Annotated in this window: 16 protein-coding genes; 13 read left to right on the forward strand and 3 right to left on the reverse strand. The window is 59.5% G+C overall.

All coding sequences use genetic code 11. The annotated features are described in order from the left end of the window. Positions 1-91: 91 nt before the first annotated feature. Complete coding sequence (locus ACMXYH_RS27285; protein WP_047229412.1) at positions 92-649, reverse strand: hypoxanthine-guanine phosphoribosyltransferase; 558 nt, start codon at positions 647-649, stop codon at positions 92-94. Between the two features lie 165 nt (positions 650-814). Between ACMXYH_RS27285 and upp the strand changes: the two genes are divergently transcribed. Both upp and ACMXYH_RS27295 read left to right on the forward strand, forming a co-directional pair. Continuing rightward, positions 815-1,453: a uracil phosphoribosyltransferase gene (gene upp, locus ACMXYH_RS27290; protein WP_134418993.1), complete on the forward strand. Its 639-nt coding sequence runs from the start codon at positions 815-817 to the stop codon at positions 1,451-1,453. Between the two features lie 2 nt (positions 1,454-1,455). Further along, positions 1,456-2,730, forward strand: coding sequence for a uracil-xanthine permease family protein (locus ACMXYH_RS27295; protein WP_415765512.1), 1,275 nt, complete (start codon positions 1,456-1,458; stop codon positions 2,728-2,730). A gap of 127 nt (positions 2,731-2,857) precedes the next feature. Here ACMXYH_RS27295 and hemH read toward each other — a convergent pair whose 3' ends face one another. Both hemH and ACMXYH_RS27305 read right to left on the reverse strand, forming a co-directional pair. Next, complete coding sequence (hemH, locus tag ACMXYH_RS27300) at positions 2,858-3,883, reverse strand: ferrochelatase (RefSeq protein ID WP_129441298.1); 1,026 nt, start codon at positions 3,881-3,883, stop codon at positions 2,858-2,860. Between the two features lie 13 nt (positions 3,884-3,896). Further along, positions 3,897-4,799, reverse strand: a complete 903-nt coding sequence (locus ACMXYH_RS27305; protein ID WP_415765513.1) for a TIGR01777 family oxidoreductase — start codon at positions 4,797-4,799, stop codon at positions 3,897-3,899. A gap of 196 nt (positions 4,800-4,995) precedes the next feature. Here ACMXYH_RS27305 and ACMXYH_RS27310 point away from each other — a divergent pair, with 196 nt between their 5' ends. The 11 genes from ACMXYH_RS27310 to ACMXYH_RS27360 all read left to right on the forward strand — a co-directional run bounded on the left by ACMXYH_RS27310 (position 4,996) and on the right by ACMXYH_RS27360 (position 14,855). After that, a complete protein-coding gene (locus ACMXYH_RS27310; protein ID WP_415765514.1) occupies positions 4,996-5,982 on the forward strand; it encodes an NAD(P)/FAD-dependent oxidoreductase in 987 nt (328 codons plus the stop codon). A 132-nt stretch (positions 5,983-6,114) separates the two neighbouring features. Continuing rightward, positions 6,115-7,074, forward strand: a complete 960-nt coding sequence (locus ACMXYH_RS27315; RefSeq protein ID WP_129441292.1) for a YbgA family protein — start codon at positions 6,115-6,117, stop codon at positions 7,072-7,074. Between the two features lie 10 nt (positions 7,075-7,084). Beyond that, positions 7,085-8,026, forward strand: a complete 942-nt coding sequence (locus tag ACMXYH_RS27320) for a MerR family transcriptional regulator (RefSeq protein ID WP_415765515.1) — start codon at positions 7,085-7,087, stop codon at positions 8,024-8,026. A 20-nt stretch (positions 8,027-8,046) separates the two neighbouring features. Next, a complete protein-coding gene (gene phrB / locus ACMXYH_RS27325) occupies positions 8,047-9,492 on the forward strand; it encodes a deoxyribodipyrimidine photo-lyase (RefSeq protein WP_129445117.1) in 1,446 nt (481 codons plus the stop codon). Next, positions 9,485-9,907 (forward strand): nuclear transport factor 2 family protein, encoded by a 423-nt coding sequence (locus tag ACMXYH_RS27330; RefSeq protein ID WP_129441288.1) that lies wholly within the window; start codon positions 9,485-9,487, stop codon positions 9,905-9,907. Before phrB ends, ACMXYH_RS27330 begins: the two co-directional genes overlap by 8 nt. After that, complete coding sequence (locus ACMXYH_RS27335) at positions 9,904-10,686, forward strand: SDR family NAD(P)-dependent oxidoreductase (protein WP_129441286.1); 783 nt, start codon at positions 9,904-9,906, stop codon at positions 10,684-10,686. Before ACMXYH_RS27330 ends, ACMXYH_RS27335 begins: the two co-directional genes overlap by 4 nt. Continuing rightward, positions 10,683-11,930 (forward strand): NAD(P)/FAD-dependent oxidoreductase, encoded by a 1,248-nt coding sequence (locus ACMXYH_RS27340; RefSeq protein WP_149628886.1) that lies wholly within the window; start codon positions 10,683-10,685, stop codon positions 11,928-11,930. The genes ACMXYH_RS27335 and ACMXYH_RS27340 overlap by 4 nt, the downstream gene beginning before the upstream one ends. Continuing rightward, positions 11,927-12,742, forward strand: coding sequence for a DUF1365 domain-containing protein (locus tag ACMXYH_RS27345; RefSeq protein ID WP_046053441.1), 816 nt, complete (start codon positions 11,927-11,929; stop codon positions 12,740-12,742). Before ACMXYH_RS27340 ends, ACMXYH_RS27345 begins: the two co-directional genes overlap by 4 nt. After that, positions 12,729-14,000, forward strand: a complete 1,272-nt coding sequence (locus tag ACMXYH_RS27350) for an SAM-dependent methyltransferase (protein WP_129441282.1) — start codon at positions 12,729-12,731, stop codon at positions 13,998-14,000. The genes ACMXYH_RS27345 and ACMXYH_RS27350 overlap by 14 nt, the downstream gene beginning before the upstream one ends. Continuing rightward, positions 13,993-14,496 carry a DUF2878 domain-containing protein gene (locus tag ACMXYH_RS27355; protein ID WP_415765516.1) on the forward strand — a complete coding sequence of 168 codons (504 nt, stop codon included), beginning with the start codon at positions 13,993-13,995 and terminating at the stop codon, positions 14,494-14,496. Before ACMXYH_RS27350 ends, ACMXYH_RS27355 begins: the two co-directional genes overlap by 8 nt. Before the next feature lie 53 nt (positions 14,497-14,549). Beyond that, positions 14,550-14,855, forward strand: a complete 306-nt coding sequence (locus tag ACMXYH_RS27360) for a YkgJ family cysteine cluster protein (protein WP_129441279.1) — start codon at positions 14,550-14,552, stop codon at positions 14,853-14,855. Positions 14,856-14,947: the final 92 nt, after the last annotated feature.

Here is a 14,947-nt window from a genome sequence, read left to right on the forward strand (position 1 = left end):
TCGCGAAGGCGGCTGCACATCCAACATCAATGTGTCAGTCAGACCGCTTTCGCGAGCAAGCCCGCTCCCACAAGGGGATTGGCGCCGGGGATTACATGCCTTTAACGGCAAAAATCCCGTTGGCGTTACGCCAGTAGCCCTTGTAGTCCATGCCGTAACCGAAGATGTAACGGTCGATGCATGGCAGGCCGACGAAATCGGCTTTCAGGTCCGGGCGAGCCTTGCGGTCGTGGTCCTTGTCGATCAGCACGGCGGTGTGCACAGCGCGGGCACCGGCGTGTTTGCAGAAGTCGATGATCGCGCCCAGGGTGTGACCTTCGTCGAGGATGTCGTCGATGATCAGCACGTCACGGTCGATGAACGACACTTCCGGCTTGGCTTTCCAGAACAGATCGCCGCCGCTGGTTTCGTTGCGATAACGAGTGGCGTGCAGGTAGGACGCTTCCAGCGGGAAGTTCAGATAGGTCAGCAGCTTGCCAGAGAAAATCAGCCCGCCGTTCATCACACAGAACACCACCGGGTTGGAATCCGCCAGTTGATCGTTGATTTGTGCACCGACGCGGGCGATGGCCGCCTCGACTTCAGCTTCGGTGTACAGGCAGTCAGCCTCTCGCATGATTTGACGGATATGCTCGAGATCAGCGGACATGGCGCTCTCCAGGGGGGTGGCGGATTCAGGAAAAGCGGGCAAAGGTACGCATCAAGCGAGGCCAGATCAAGCGTTTGTGGACTAACGTACTGTATGTCTATAGGACAACACCCTCGGATAGATTAATCTAGGCCGGTTTTTTTGCCCGCCGCCGGAGCCTTTCCCATGCCCATCCTCGAGATCCGCCATCCGCTGATCCGTCATAAACTTGGCCTTATGCGCCGCGCCGACATCAGCACAAAGAATTTCCGTGAGCTCGCTCAGGAAGTCGGTGCCCTGCTGACCTATGAAGCCACCAAAGACCTGCCGCTGGAAACCTACGATATCCAAGGCTGGGCCGGCACTGTGTCGGTCGAGAAAATCGCCGGCAAGAAAATTACTGTAGTACCGATCCTGCGCGCCGGTATTGGCATGCTCGAAGGCGTGCTGAGCCTGATCCCGGGCGCCAAAGTCAGCGCCGTCGGCGTGGCCCGCAACGAACAGACCCTGCAGGCCCACACCTATCTGGAAAAACTGGTTCCGGAAATCAATGAACGCCTGGCGATGATCATCGACCCGATGCTCGCCACCGGCAGCTCCATGGTCGCTACCATCGACCTGCTGAAAAAGGCCGGTTGCCGGGATATCCGCGCGATGGTGCTGGTGGCTGCCCCTGAAGGCATCGCCGCCGTAGGCAAGGCTCACCCGGACGTGACCATCTACACCGCCTCCATTGACGAAAAACTCAACGAACACGGTTACATCATTCCAGGCCTGGGCGATGCCGGTGACAAGATCTTCGGCACCAAGCAGAAGGACGCTTGAGCATGCAGCAAGAGTTCAACGATCCGCTCTGGCGCACAGTGCTGTCGGGTGCGCAGATGCTGTTCGTGGCCTTCGGCGCCCTGGTGTTGATGCCGCTGATTACCGGCCTCGACCCGAACGTGGCGCTGTTCACCGCAGGCCTGGGGACGATTCTGTTCCAGATCGTCACCGGGCGTCAGGTGCCGGTGTTCCTGGCGTCGAGCTTTGCCTTCATCACCCCGATCATTCTCGCCAAGGGCCAGTTCGGCCTCGCGGCGACCATGGGCGGCGTGATGGCGGCCGGTTTCGTCTACACCTTCCTCGGCCTTGCGGTGAAGATCAAAGGCACCGGTTTCATTGACCGTCTGCTGCCACCGGTGGTGATTGGCCCGGTGATCATCTCCATCGGCCTGGCCATGGCGCCAATCGCCGCCAACATGGCGATGGGCAAGGCCGGCGACGGCACCGAACTGATTCATTATCAGACGGCCATGCTGATCTCGATGCCAGCGCTGCTGACCACCCTGATCGTCGCAGTGTTCGGTAAAGGCATCTTCCGCCTGGTACCGATCATCTCGGGCGTGCTGGTGGGTTTTGCGATGGCGTTCTACTTCGGCGTCGTTGATACCGCGAAAATTGCCGCCGCACCGTGGTTTGCGATCCCGCACTTCACCGCGCCGGAATTCAACTGGCAGGCGATTCTGTTCATCGTTCCGGTGGCCCTGGCCCCGGCCATCGAGCACATCGGTGGCGTGATCGCCGTCGGTAGCGTGACCGGTCGCGATTACCTGAAGAAACCCGGCCTGCACCGCACCCTGCTCGGCGATGGCATTGCCACCACCGCAGCCGGCCTGTTTGGCGGCCCACCCAACACCACCTATGCCGAAGTGACGGGCGCGGTGATGCTGACCAAAAACTACAACCCGCAGATCATGACCTGGGCGGCGATTTTCGCCATCAGCCTGGCGTTCATCGGCAAGTTCGGCGCGCTGCTGCAAAGCATTCCGGTGCCGGTGATGGGCGGTATTCTGTGCCTGTTGTTCGGTTCGATCGCGGCGGTGGGCATGAACACGCTGATTCGCCACAAGATCGACCTGGGCGAAGCGCGCAATCTGGTGATTGTCTCGGTGACCCTGGTGTTCGGGATTGGCGGCGTACTGGTCGGCACCGGCACAGGGCCGGACGACTTCGGCCTCAAAGGCATCGCGCTGTGCGCCGTGACGGCGATTGCGCTGAACCTGTTGCTGCCGGGTAATGACAGCTGGAAGCACAAGAAGGCGAATGATCAGTTGCTTTGAAGACTTAAGGTCTTTATTGCAGTGAGATAGCCATCGCGAGCCAGCTCGCTCCCACACTGGATCTTCAGTGAGCACAAAGATCAAATGTGGGAGCGAGCTGGCTCCGGGCGGCGATCCGACGATGCTTTTAAAGGGCCAACGGGGCTCTTTCACACAAGGTGCTCAACGCCCGCGCCCACTGCGGATCGTCGTTAAGACACGGCACCAGCACCAACTCCTCTCCCCCCGCCTCGCGGAACTGCTCCCGCCCGCGATCACCGATCTCTTCCAGGGTCTCGATGCAATCGGCAACGAACGCCGGGCACATCACCAGTACCTTCTTCACGCCCATTCCAGCCAACTCATCGAGGCGCGCTTCGGTGTAGGGTTCGATCCATTTCGCTCGACCCAGACGCGACTGGAACGACACCGACCACTTGCCGTCCGGCAGCCCCAGCCGCTTGGCAAACTCGGACGCCGTGCGCAGGCATTGGGCGCGGTAGCAGGTCACCAATACTTCTGGCGAAGCGTTCAGGCAGCAATTATCGCTTTTGAAGCAATGGTGACCGGTAGGGTCGATCTTGGTCAGGTGCCGCTCTGGCAATCCGTGAAAGCTTAGCAACAGGTGATCGTGCTCCTGCGCCAGATGCGGCTTGGCGCTGGCCACCAGCGCATCGAGGTATTCCGGCTGATCGTAAAACGGCTGGAGAATCGAAAACTGCAGGTCAAGATTCTTCTCCCGCACGACCCGTTTGGCTTCTTCGATCACCGTGGTCACGGTGCTGTCAGCGAACTGCGGGTACAGAGGCGCCAACGTAATACGTTTGACCCCCTGCCCTGCCATGCGCACCAGCACCGACTCCATCGACGGCTCACCGTAACGCATCGCCAGTTCCACCGGACCGTGGGTCCACTGGGCAGTCATGGCCCGTTGCAGGCGACGGCTGAGCACCACCAACGGCGAGCCCTCTTCCCACCAGATCGAGGCGTAGGCGTGGGCAGACTGCTCCGGGCGCTTGAACAGGATCAGCGACACCAGCAAACGTCGCACCGGCCATGGCAGGTCGATCACATACGGGTCCATCAGAAATTGATTGAGGTAACTGCGCACATCCGCCACCGAGGTGGAGGCTGGTGAGCCCAGATTGACCAGAAGCAATGCGTGATCGGTCATGCGACGTCCTATTTCAAAGGCGGCTGGAAAGGTCGTCCAGAGCCGCGCGCAAATCAGTGAACTGGAAAGTGAAACCCGCGTCCAGCAAGCGAGCCGGTACGGCCTTCTGGCCGCCCAGCAATAACAATGACAACTCGCCCAGACACACCTTTAACGCCAAGGCCGGCATGGGCATGAACGTCGGGCGGTGCAGCACACTACCCAATGTCTTGGCGAACTCGCGGTTGCGCACCGGTTTGGGCGCGCAGGCATTATAAGGACCACTGGTGTCTTCCTGATGCAGAAGAAAATCAATCAGGGCGATTTGATCGTTGATATGGATCCACGGCATCCACTGCCGGCCATTGCCGATAGGCCCGCCCAGCCCCACTTTGAACGGTAGCAACAGCCGCGACAAAAAGCCGCCCTCGGCCGACAACACCAGCCCGGTACGAATGAAGATCACGCGAAGGCCCAAGCCTTCGGCACGCTGGGCGGTTTCTTCCCAGGCGATGCACAACTGGCTGGCAAAATCATCGATGACCGGTGGAGATTTCTCGGTCAATTCCCGCTCGCCCCCGTCACCGTACCAACCGACCGCAGACCCCGAAATCAACACCTGCGGTTTTTGCTCACGGGTTTCGAGCCAGGCCAGCAGGGTTTCGGTCAGGGTGATGCGGCTACTCCACAACAGCGCTTTGCGTCTGGTTGTCCAAGGCCGATCGGCAATCGGTGCGCCTGCCAGATTGATAATCGCATCCACCGGCTCCTGGCCGATGTCCTCGAGGCGGGCCACTCCGCGCACTTGGGCACCGCAGATTTTCGCAACTTTTTCAGGCTTGCGACTCCAGACTGTCAGGCGATGCCCCTGACTCAACCAGAGTCCGCAGAGCTGACGTCCTATCAAACCAGTACCGCCGGTCAGCAATATGTGCATGACTACTTCCTCGCGTGGCGTTTAACCCTGATCACTAGTCTATTTTTATAAGCAGGGATCTTTGTTATCGGGCAGGCTCTGTGATTAACAATAGGCCAAGCTGTCAGAACGAGAACGCTAAAAGTTATACCAAAAAACAATATTGTACAGGTTTAAACCACGGCGTAGTCTGTACAGAAAGGTAAACGAGGCCCCTATGACTGTACCTATCGCAATCATCGGCACCGGCATCGCCGGGCTCTCCGCCGCCCAGGCCCTGACAGAGGTCGGGCATGTCGTTCAACTTTTCGATAAAAGCCGCGGCAGTGGCGGACGCATGTCAAGCAAGCGCAGCGATGCGGGGGCTCTGGACATGGGCGCGCAATATTTCACTGCCCGCGATCGCCGCTTCGTCACTGAAGTCCAGCGCTGGCAAGGCAACGGCTGGGTCGCCGAATGGATGCCGCAGCTCTACACCTATCACGGTGGCCAGCTCAACCTGTCGCCGGACGAACAGACGCGCTGGGTCGGCACGCCGCGCATGAGCGCCATCACCCGTGGCCTGCTCGGCGACCTGGAAGTGCATTTCGCCTGCCGTATTACCGAGGTCTATCGCGGCGAAGAACACTGGCATCTGCAGGACGCCGAAGGCTTCACCCACGGCCCGTTCAGTCATGTGATTATTGCCACGCCGGCGCCTCAGGCGACTGCACTGCTGGCCTCCGCGCCGAAACTCGCCGGCGCCGCCGCCGGGGTGAAAATGGACCCGACCTGGGCTGTCGCGCTGGCGTTCGAGACTCCGCTGGATACGCCCATGGAAGGCTGCTTCGTACAGGACAGCCCGCTCGACTGGCTGGCCCGCAACCGCAGCAAGCCCGGACGCGACAACACCCTCGACACATGGGTGCTGCATGCGACCAGTGCCTGGAGCCGGCAACATATCGACCTGTCCAAGGAAGCGGTGATCGAGCAATTGCACGGCGCATTTGCCGAGCTGCTGCACGACGCCATGCCCGCCCCGACCTTCAGCCTCGCCCACCGCTGGCTTTACGCCCGGCCCGCCAGCAGCCATGAATGGGGAGCACTGGCCGATGCCGATCTGGGCCTCTATGTGTGTGGCGACTGGTGCTTGTCCGGTCGTGTCGAAGGCGCCTGGCTCAGCGGCCAGGAAGCCGCCCGCCGCTTGCATGCGCATCTGCAGTGAACCGCATCAATCCGGTAGGAGGCCGACGGTAAAACCTATACAAATAGTTTGACTTGTACACCTTTGAATCTATGATGAAGTTATGTTGTACAGACCGAACAGTCTGTACAGGTTTAGATTCGAGGTGCTCCGATGCCCCACATCACCGTGAAACCGAAGATCGCCATCAGCGCCTGCCTGATGGGCGCAGAAGTGCGTTTTAACGGCGGGCACAAGGAATCGCGGCTGTGCAGTCGCACCCTCACTGACTATTTCGATTTTGTCCCGGTTTGCCCCGAAGTCGCCATTGGCCTCGGCATTCCCCGTGAACCGATCCGTCTGGTGGGTGATCCACAACATCCCGAAGCCGTCGGCACCGTTAACACAACACTCAATGTCACCCGGCCACTGGCCGAATACGGTCAGAAAATGGCCGCAGAACTGGTCGACCTCTGCGGCTACATCTTCATGCAGAAATCCCCGTCATGCGGCCTGGATCGGGTCAAGGTCTACCACGCCAACGGCGCGCCAGTGGACGGAGGTGGCCGTGGCATCTACGCCAAGACGTTCTGCGCGCTGCATCCGGATTTACCGGTGGAAGAAGACGGCCGGCTCAACGACCCGGTGCTGCGAGAAAACTTCCTCACCCGCGTGTTCGCCTACAGCGCCTGGCAGCAGTTGTTGCGTGAAGGCCTGACTCGCCGTGGCCTCACGGACTTTCACTCGCGCTACAAATACCTGCTGATGGCCCACAACCCGGTGCAATACAAAACCCTGGGCACCCTGCTGGGCAACATGGGCCAGACCGACCCGAACGAACTCGGCCCACGCTATTTCAGCGAGCTGATGACGGCCTTGAAAAAATGCGCCACACGCCGCAGCCACACCAACGTCCTGCAACACATCAGTGGCTATCTCAAACAGGCAATCAGCCCTGAAGACAAACAGGAAGTGCAGCACGTCATCGGGCAATACCGCCACGGCATCGTGCCGTTAGTGGTGCCGTTGACGCTGCTCAAACACTACTTTCGCCAACATCCGGATCCGTACATTGCGCAACAGGTTTACCTGCAACCGCATCCGGAAAATCTCAGTCTGCGAAACGCGATCTAATGACAATCCAATGAAAAGCCCACTCGACACCAGCGCCAGCGAAGACCTCGGCGCCGACTTCAAGAAAGCCCTCGACGAAGGCTGGCTGCCGATCCGTGAGGTCGCGCGGCAGACCGGCGTCAACGCCGTCACCCTTCGGGCTTGGGAACGGCGTTATGGCCTGATCGTGCCGCAACGCACGCCCAAGGGGCATCGGCTGTTTTCTGCCGAACACGTTCAACGCATCCTGACGATCCTCACCTGGCTCAACCGCGGCGTGGCCGTCAGCCAGGTCAAGCAACTACTCGACACCCCCCAGGCCTTTACCGAATCCGTCGAAAACGATTGGCAAGTGCTGCGCCATACGCTGCTGCAGGCGGTCACTCAACTGAACGAGCGCACTCTCGACGACACCGTCAATCAGGCCATGGCGCTGTATCCACCAAGGACCTTGTGCGCACAACTGCTGATGCCGCTGCTGGCTGAACTGGAACAACGCTGGCAAGGACAGTTCGGCGCGCAGATGGAGCGGGTGTTTTTTTACTCCTGGTTACGCAGCAAATTTGGCGCACGCATCTACCATAACAACCGTCAGTTACGCACCGCGCCACTGTTGTTGATCAATCACTCGGACCTGCCACTGGAACCTCACCTATGGCTGACCGCCTGGTTGATCAGCAGCGCCGATTGCCCGGTGGAAGTGTTCGACTGGCCACTCCCCGCCGGCGAACTCGCGCTGGCGATCGATCATCTGCAAGCCCGCGGCGTACTGCTGTATTCCAGCAAAGCCATGAACCTTTCACAGCTACCGAAACTTTTGAATGGTGTCAGTTGCCCAAAAATGATTGCCGGACCAACGGTATGCATCCACCACGCCGAGTTGTCCGTAAAAACTACTGAGATCGCTGATTTGTTCTTGGCCGAAGACCCGCTAATCGTCCATCAGGACCTGGTTCAGCGTGGACTGATTTAATGAAACGTACGGACACCACCATGCAATTGATCTGGTTGCGCAGCGACTTGCGCCTACATGACAACACCGCCCTTTCGGCGGCCGCTGCTCGCGGTCCGACGGTAGCGGTGTACCTGCTGAGCCCGGACCAATGGCTGGAGCACGACGATGCGCCGTGCAAAGTGGATTTCTGGTTGCGCAATCTTGGCGAGTTGAGCCGTACGCTGGGCGAACTGAATATTCCTTTGCTGATCCGCACGTCATCACGCTGGGATGAAGCGCCGAAGGTGCTGCTTGAACTGTGTCAGCAATTGAAGATCGACGCGGTGCACGTCAACGAGGAATACGGCATTCATGAAAGCCGTCGTGATGACGCCGTGGGCGAATCGCTCAAGGCCCATGGCATCGACTTCTATAGCTACCTCGATCAACTGCTGTTCAAACCGGGCAGCGTGCTAACCAAGACCGGCACTTACTTTCAAGTCTTCAGCCAGTTCCGCAAAGCCTGCTACGACCGTCTGCGCGCGTCGTTACCAGGGCTGGTCGTCGCACCCGCGGTTCAGGTGCCACTTGCTATCGGCAGCGACAAAATCCCATCAAGCGTTGAAGGTTTCAAAACGCCGATCCTCAGCCTGCGCACACTCTGGCCTGCCGGTGAAGCCGAAGCCCGGCGCCGTCTCGACACCTTCGCCGACGCCCAGATTGACTATTACAAAAACGAGCGAGACTTCCCGGCCAAACCGGGTACCAGTCAGCTCTCGGCTTATCTTGCCGCCGGGGTGATTTCCCCTCGCCAATGCCTGCACGCTGCCCTGCAAAGCAATCAAGGGGAGTTCGAAAGCGGCAAGGTCGGCGCGGTGACCTGGATCAACGAACTGCTGTGGCGCGAGTTCTACAAACACATTCTGGTGGGCTACCCACGGGTCTCGCGTCACCGTGCTTTCCGCCCGGAAACCGAAGCCCTGGCCTGGCGCGACGCCCCGGAAGAACTGCTGGCGTGGCAAGAAGCCCGCACCGGCCTGCCGATCATCGACGCGGCCATGCGCCAATTGCTCGAAACCGGTTGGATGCACAACCGACTGCGCATGGTCGTGGCGATGTTCCTGACCAAAAACCTGCTGATTGACTGGCGTGAAGGCGAGCGCTTTTTCATGCGGCACCTGATCGACGGCGACCTCGCGGCGAACAACGGTGGCTGGCAGTGGAGCTCGTCTACTGGCACCGACTCGGCGCCCTACTTCCGGATTTTCAATCCGTTGAGCCAGTCGGAAAAATTCGACAGCGAAGGCGTGTTCATCAAGCACTGGCTGCCGGAACTGGCCGGGCTGAACAAAAAGGACGTGCACAACCCGGCCAACCTTGGTGGGTTGTTCGGCGTGGCAGATTATCCGTCGCCAATCGTCAACCTAAGCACCTCGCGCCAACGGGCGCTGGCCGCGTTCAAGAACCTGCCATCAAGACAACAGGCCGGAGGACACGATGAGTGATTTCCTGCGCCGTTTTGCCCAACAGTTTGCAGCCTTGGACAAGGACAACCTGCTACGCCTAGATCAGCTCTACACCCACGACGTGCACTTCACCGATCCTCTGCACGAAGTTCAGGGCCTGGTGCAAATGCGCAGCTACTTCGCCGAGCTCTACGCCAACGTCAGCGATCTGCACTTCGACTTTCATGGCTTAGACCAGATCAGCGAAGGCGAGGGCTATTTGCGCTGGGTCATGAGTTATCGCCATCCGCGTCTGGCGGGCGGTCAGTTGATTCGGGTCGATGGCTGCTCGCACCTGCTTTGGCGCGATAAGGTTTATCGCCATCGGGATTACTTCGATGCCGGGGCGCTGCTTTACGAACATGTACCCGTATTGGGTCGAGCGATTGCCTGGCTGAAAAGGAGAATGGGATGAGTTTTACACCACCACGGCGATACTGGTTAACCGGCGCCAGCAGCGGCATTGGCGCCTCGCTGGCCGAAGAAATACTGAAAACCGGCGCCCACGTCGCCGTCAGTTCACGCTCGGCGGCAGTGCTGAAAGTCTTGTCCCTGCGTTATCCGGGGCAAGTGCTGGTGGTGCCCGGTGACTTGACCAACAGCCAGACAGTCCGCGAAATCGGCGCGCAAATTGCCGAAGACTGGGGATCCCTGGACACGGTGATTCTCAACGCAGGCACCTGCGAATACGTCGACGTTCAGCAATTCGATTCGTCGATTGTCGAGCATGTGGTGCGCACCAATTTGCTCGCCAGCGCGTACTGCATCGAGGTGGCCTTACCGCTGCTGCGCAAGGGTACCGCGCCGCACTTGGTGGGCGTCGCCAGTTCGGTGACGTATTTGCCGCTACCCCGCGCCGAAGCTTATGGTGCGTCAAAGGCCGGGCTGCGCTACTTGTTCGAATCGTTGCGCATTGATCTGGCGCCGGAAGGCATTGAAGTCACCGTGGTCAGCCCGGGGTTTGTCGAGACACCGTTGACGGCGAAGAACGATTTCCCGATGCCGCTCAGTTGGCCTGTGGATAAAGCTGCGCAGCACATCTTCGCCAAACTCAAAAAACGCCCACTGGAGATCGCGTTTCCCGGACTGTTCATGGCCGCGCTCTGGCCGCTGTCAAAAATGCCCAACGGCGTGAAACTGGCCATCGGCAAGCGCATGGTGCGCAGCAGTCCGCCGATCAAGGATGTCCCTTGAACATCGCCATCATCGGCAGCGGGATCTCGGGGCTGACCAGCGCCTACCTGCTCAATCGCAGGCACGAGATCACTCTGTTCGAGGCCAGCGACTGGGTCGGCGGTCACACCCACACGGTGGACGTAACTGTCGATGGCCAGCGCTATGCAGTGGACACTGGTTTTATTGTGTTCAACGACTGGACCTACCCGAATTTCATTCGCCTGCTGGGCCAGCTCGGCGTGGGCTTCAAACCCACCGAGATGAGTTTCTCGGTCACCGACCCGGACTCGGGCCTTGAGTACAACGGCAACAACCTCAACAGCCTGTTCGCCCAACGTCGCAACCTGATGTCGCCAGGGTTCTGGGGCATGTTGCGGGACATCCTGCGCTTCAACAAAGAAGCCCAGCGCGACCTCGAAGAACAACGGATCGCCGCCGACACCACCCTCGATCAATACCTGAAGGCCGGCGGTTACGGCGAGCGCTTTATCCTGCATTACATCGTGCCGATGGGCGCGGCGATCTGGTCGATGTCCATGGCCGACATGCTCGGTTTCCCGTTGCAGTTCTTCATCCGGTTTTTCAAGAATCACGGCTTGCTGTCCGTCAGCAATCGTCCGCAATGGAGTGTGATCGAGGGTGGCTCAAGCGCTTATGTCGCACCTCTGACCGCGTCTTTTAAAGGCAAGATCCGCCTCAATTGCCCGGTGACCCGCGTTGAACGCGATGAAGACGGCGTCGTTATCCACAGTGCCGCCGGCAGCGAGCGTTTCGACAAAGTGGTGTTCGCCTGCCACAGCGATCAGGCCCTCAAACTGCTGGCCAAACCGAGCAGCGCCGAACAGTCGATCCTCGGTGCCCTGCCTTACGCCGACAACGAAGTGGTGTTGCACACCGACACGCGCTTGCTACCGGTGCGAAAACTTGCCTGGGCAAGCTGGAATTATCGCCTCGGTGGCCCCGGTCACACGCTGGCCGCCGTCACTTACGACATGAACATTCTGCAAGGCATCCAGAGCGACACCACGTTTTGCGTCAGCCTCAATCAGAGCGCCGGCATCACCCCGAACAAAGTGCTGGCCAAATTCACCTACGCCCATCCGCAATACAGCCTGGCTGCCGTCGCCGCACAAGCGCGTTGGGATGAATTGGACGGCGCGCACCACACCTGGTTTTGCGGCGCTTATTGGGCCAGTGGTTTCCATGAAGACGGTGTGGTCAGTGCGCTGCGGGTTGCTCGCTCGCTGGGAGAAGTGTTGTGAACAGCGCCCTTTATAGCGGCTGGATCGCCCATCGGCGGTTTGCCCCGCGGCGCCATGAATTCCGTTACCGGATCGGTCTGCTGTACCTGGACCTCGATGAACAGGACGCGGTGCTTGGCTTGTCGCCGCTGTCGGGCACCAGCCGTTTCGCGCCGTTTTCGTTTCGCGAAACCGATTACTTGAAAGCCTTCACTGGCAGTGGCATGCGTTTGATCGACGCGGTACGCCAGCAAGTCGCCGAGGTAATCGGCCATGTGCCACACGGCTCGATCTGCCTCCTGACCCAGGCCCGCAGTTGGGGCCTGTCGTTCAACCCGGTGAGTTTTTTCTACTGCCATGAGGCCGACGGCCAACTGGCGGCGATTCTCTGCGAAGTCACCAATACGCCGTGGCGCGAGCGTTACCACTACGTGTTGCCGGCCAAGGCACCGACGAACGTGCAGGACTTCCACCAGCATTTCGCCGTGGCCAAGGCGTTTCATGTGTCGCCATTTCTGCCGCGCGATATTGAGTACCGCATGAGCTTCAGCCCCGCCGCGCAAAAACTCGGCGTGCACATGGCGGACTGGCAAGGCGAACTGAAACTGTTCGACGCCACGCTCAACCTGCACCGCGAAGCCCTCACCCGCGGCAGCCTGCACCGTTACTTGCGGCGCTTTCCGTGGATGACCGCGAAAACCTGTCTGGCGATTTATTGGCAGGCCGTGCGCTTGTTACTGAAACGCACACCGATATTTGCTCATCCGGCTGCCGATGGCAGATTTCAGACCACCATTGTTCCCCCCAAGGATCGCCGCCATGAAATCCTCTAGTGTCTCGGCCAAAACCAGCCTGTTAAGTACCAACAGCCTGACCGGATCGTTGCTGCGCCGTGGTGTGTTGCGGCAGATGGCGCAGCTCAAACACGGGCAACTGGTGGTCTTCGAAGACGGCGAACGGCACGTCTTCGGTACCGCCGGCAGCCATCCCGTGGGCGAAATCCATATCCTCGACGCCGCGGTCTGGGGACTGGTGGCGAGTAACGGCTCGATTGGCGCGGGCGAAGCGTTTATCCACGGTTACTGGAGTTCGCCGGATTTGACGGCAGTGGTGCGTGTCTTCGTCAGCAACCTTGACGTGCTGGATGCGCTGGAAGGTGGACTGGCAAAACTGAGCCGCCCGTTCGTGCAGAGCCTGCACTGGCTCAATCGCAACACGCGCAAGGGCTCGCAGAAAAACATCGCTGCACATTACGACCTCGGCAATGACTTGTTCGAGCAGTTTCTCGACCCGACCATGATGTATTCCGCCGCGCAGTTCCTCACCCCTGAAGACACCCTGGAACAGGCGCAACTGAACAAGCTCGAACGTATCTGCCAGAAACTCGCGCTGCAACCCAGCGATCACCTGCTGGAAATCGGCACTGGCTGGGGCAGCATGGCGCTTTACGCCGCCCAGAATTACGGCTGCAAAGTCACCACCACCACGCTGTCGAAAAAGCAGTACGCCTACACCGCGCAACGGATCGAAGCCCTGGGTTTGCAGGACCAGGTCACACTGCTGCTGTCCGATTATCGCGACCTGAGCGGGCAGTACGACAAACTGGTGTCGATCGAGATGATCGAGGCGGTTGGTCATCGCTTCCTGCCGACCTACTTCAAGCAATGCGCGCATCTGCTCAAGAGCAACGGTTTGATGCTGTTGCAAGCGATCACCATCCGCGAGCAGCGCTACGAACAAGCCAAGAGCAATGTCGATTTCATCCAGCGTTACATCTTCCCCGGCGGCGCCCTGCCCTGCGTGCAGAAAATGCTGGAGATTGTCAGCCGTGACACCGACATGAACCTGCTGCACATGGAGGATTTCGGCCTGCACTACGCCCAAACCTTGCGCCTGTGGCATGAGAATTTTCGCCGCGCCCACGGTCGCTTGAGCGAAATGGGCTACGACGACTATTTCCTGCGGCTGTGGGAATTTTATCTGTGCTACTGCGAAGGTGGTTTCCTGGAACGCACCATCGGCACGGCGCAATTGCTACTGGCCAAACCCGCCGCAATGCCGGCGCCGCTGCTCGGCCGATTCGATGCTTGAACGATTGGCAAATGCCGCGCTATTTCAGATCGGCTGGTTTGCCTGCGTGATCGGAGGCAGTGGTCTGTGGTTGCTGGTGGCGTTGGCGGTGCTGGTGATTCATCTGTTGTGGATAAGTCGCGGGGCCGATGAAGGCCGACTGATCCTCAGCGTGGTGCTGCTGGGAACGACGGTCGACAGTTCGTTGCGCTGGCTTGGGGTGTTCGACTTCAACGATGTCGCGCCGCTGATTCCGCCGTGGCTGATGCTGTTGTGGGCGTTGCTGGCAACCACTTTGCGCCATTGCCTGCAATGGACCGCCAATCCCTGGTGGCTCGGCAGCCTACTGGGCGCCGTCGGTGGGCCGCTGTCGTATTACGCGGGAGGACAATTGGCCGGGGTGCAATTTCCCTTCGGGCAATCGCCGACACTGATCGGCATCGGATTACTGTGGGCGCTGCTGTTTCCCACGCTGCATTTCATGTCTCAGCGGCTGGCGTCCGACACCCACAGCTGAGCGTCCGTCAGGCCTTTCACACAGCCCCGGCCCACTGCCTTACACTGCGAGCCATGAAAACCATTCCCCACACGCAAATCGTCGAACCGGTGGTCACTTGCTCGACCTGCGCAGCTTGCTGCTGTCAGCTCGAAGTCATGCTGATCACCGACACAGGCGTGCCCGAACGTTTTATCGATACTGATGACTGGGGTGGGGAAGTCATGCTGCGCCTGGATGACGGCTGGTGCGCCGCGCTGGATCGCAACACGATGATGTGCACCATCTACGAAAAACGCCCGCTGATCTGCCGGGAGTTCGAGATGGGCGCACCAGAATGCATCGATGAGCGCCAAGGGATTACCACGGCGTATCGGTGAATTCGAAGTCACCGAAAATCCAATGTGGGAGCGAGCCTGCTCGCGAAAGCGGTGTACCAAGCAACATCAATGTTGAATGTTAAACCTCTTTC

The sequence above is a fragment of the Pseudomonas frigoris genome (assembly GCF_047758635.1).
GTDB classification, from domain to species: domain Bacteria; phylum Pseudomonadota; class Gammaproteobacteria; order Pseudomonadales; family Pseudomonadaceae; genus Aquipseudomonas; species Aquipseudomonas frigoris.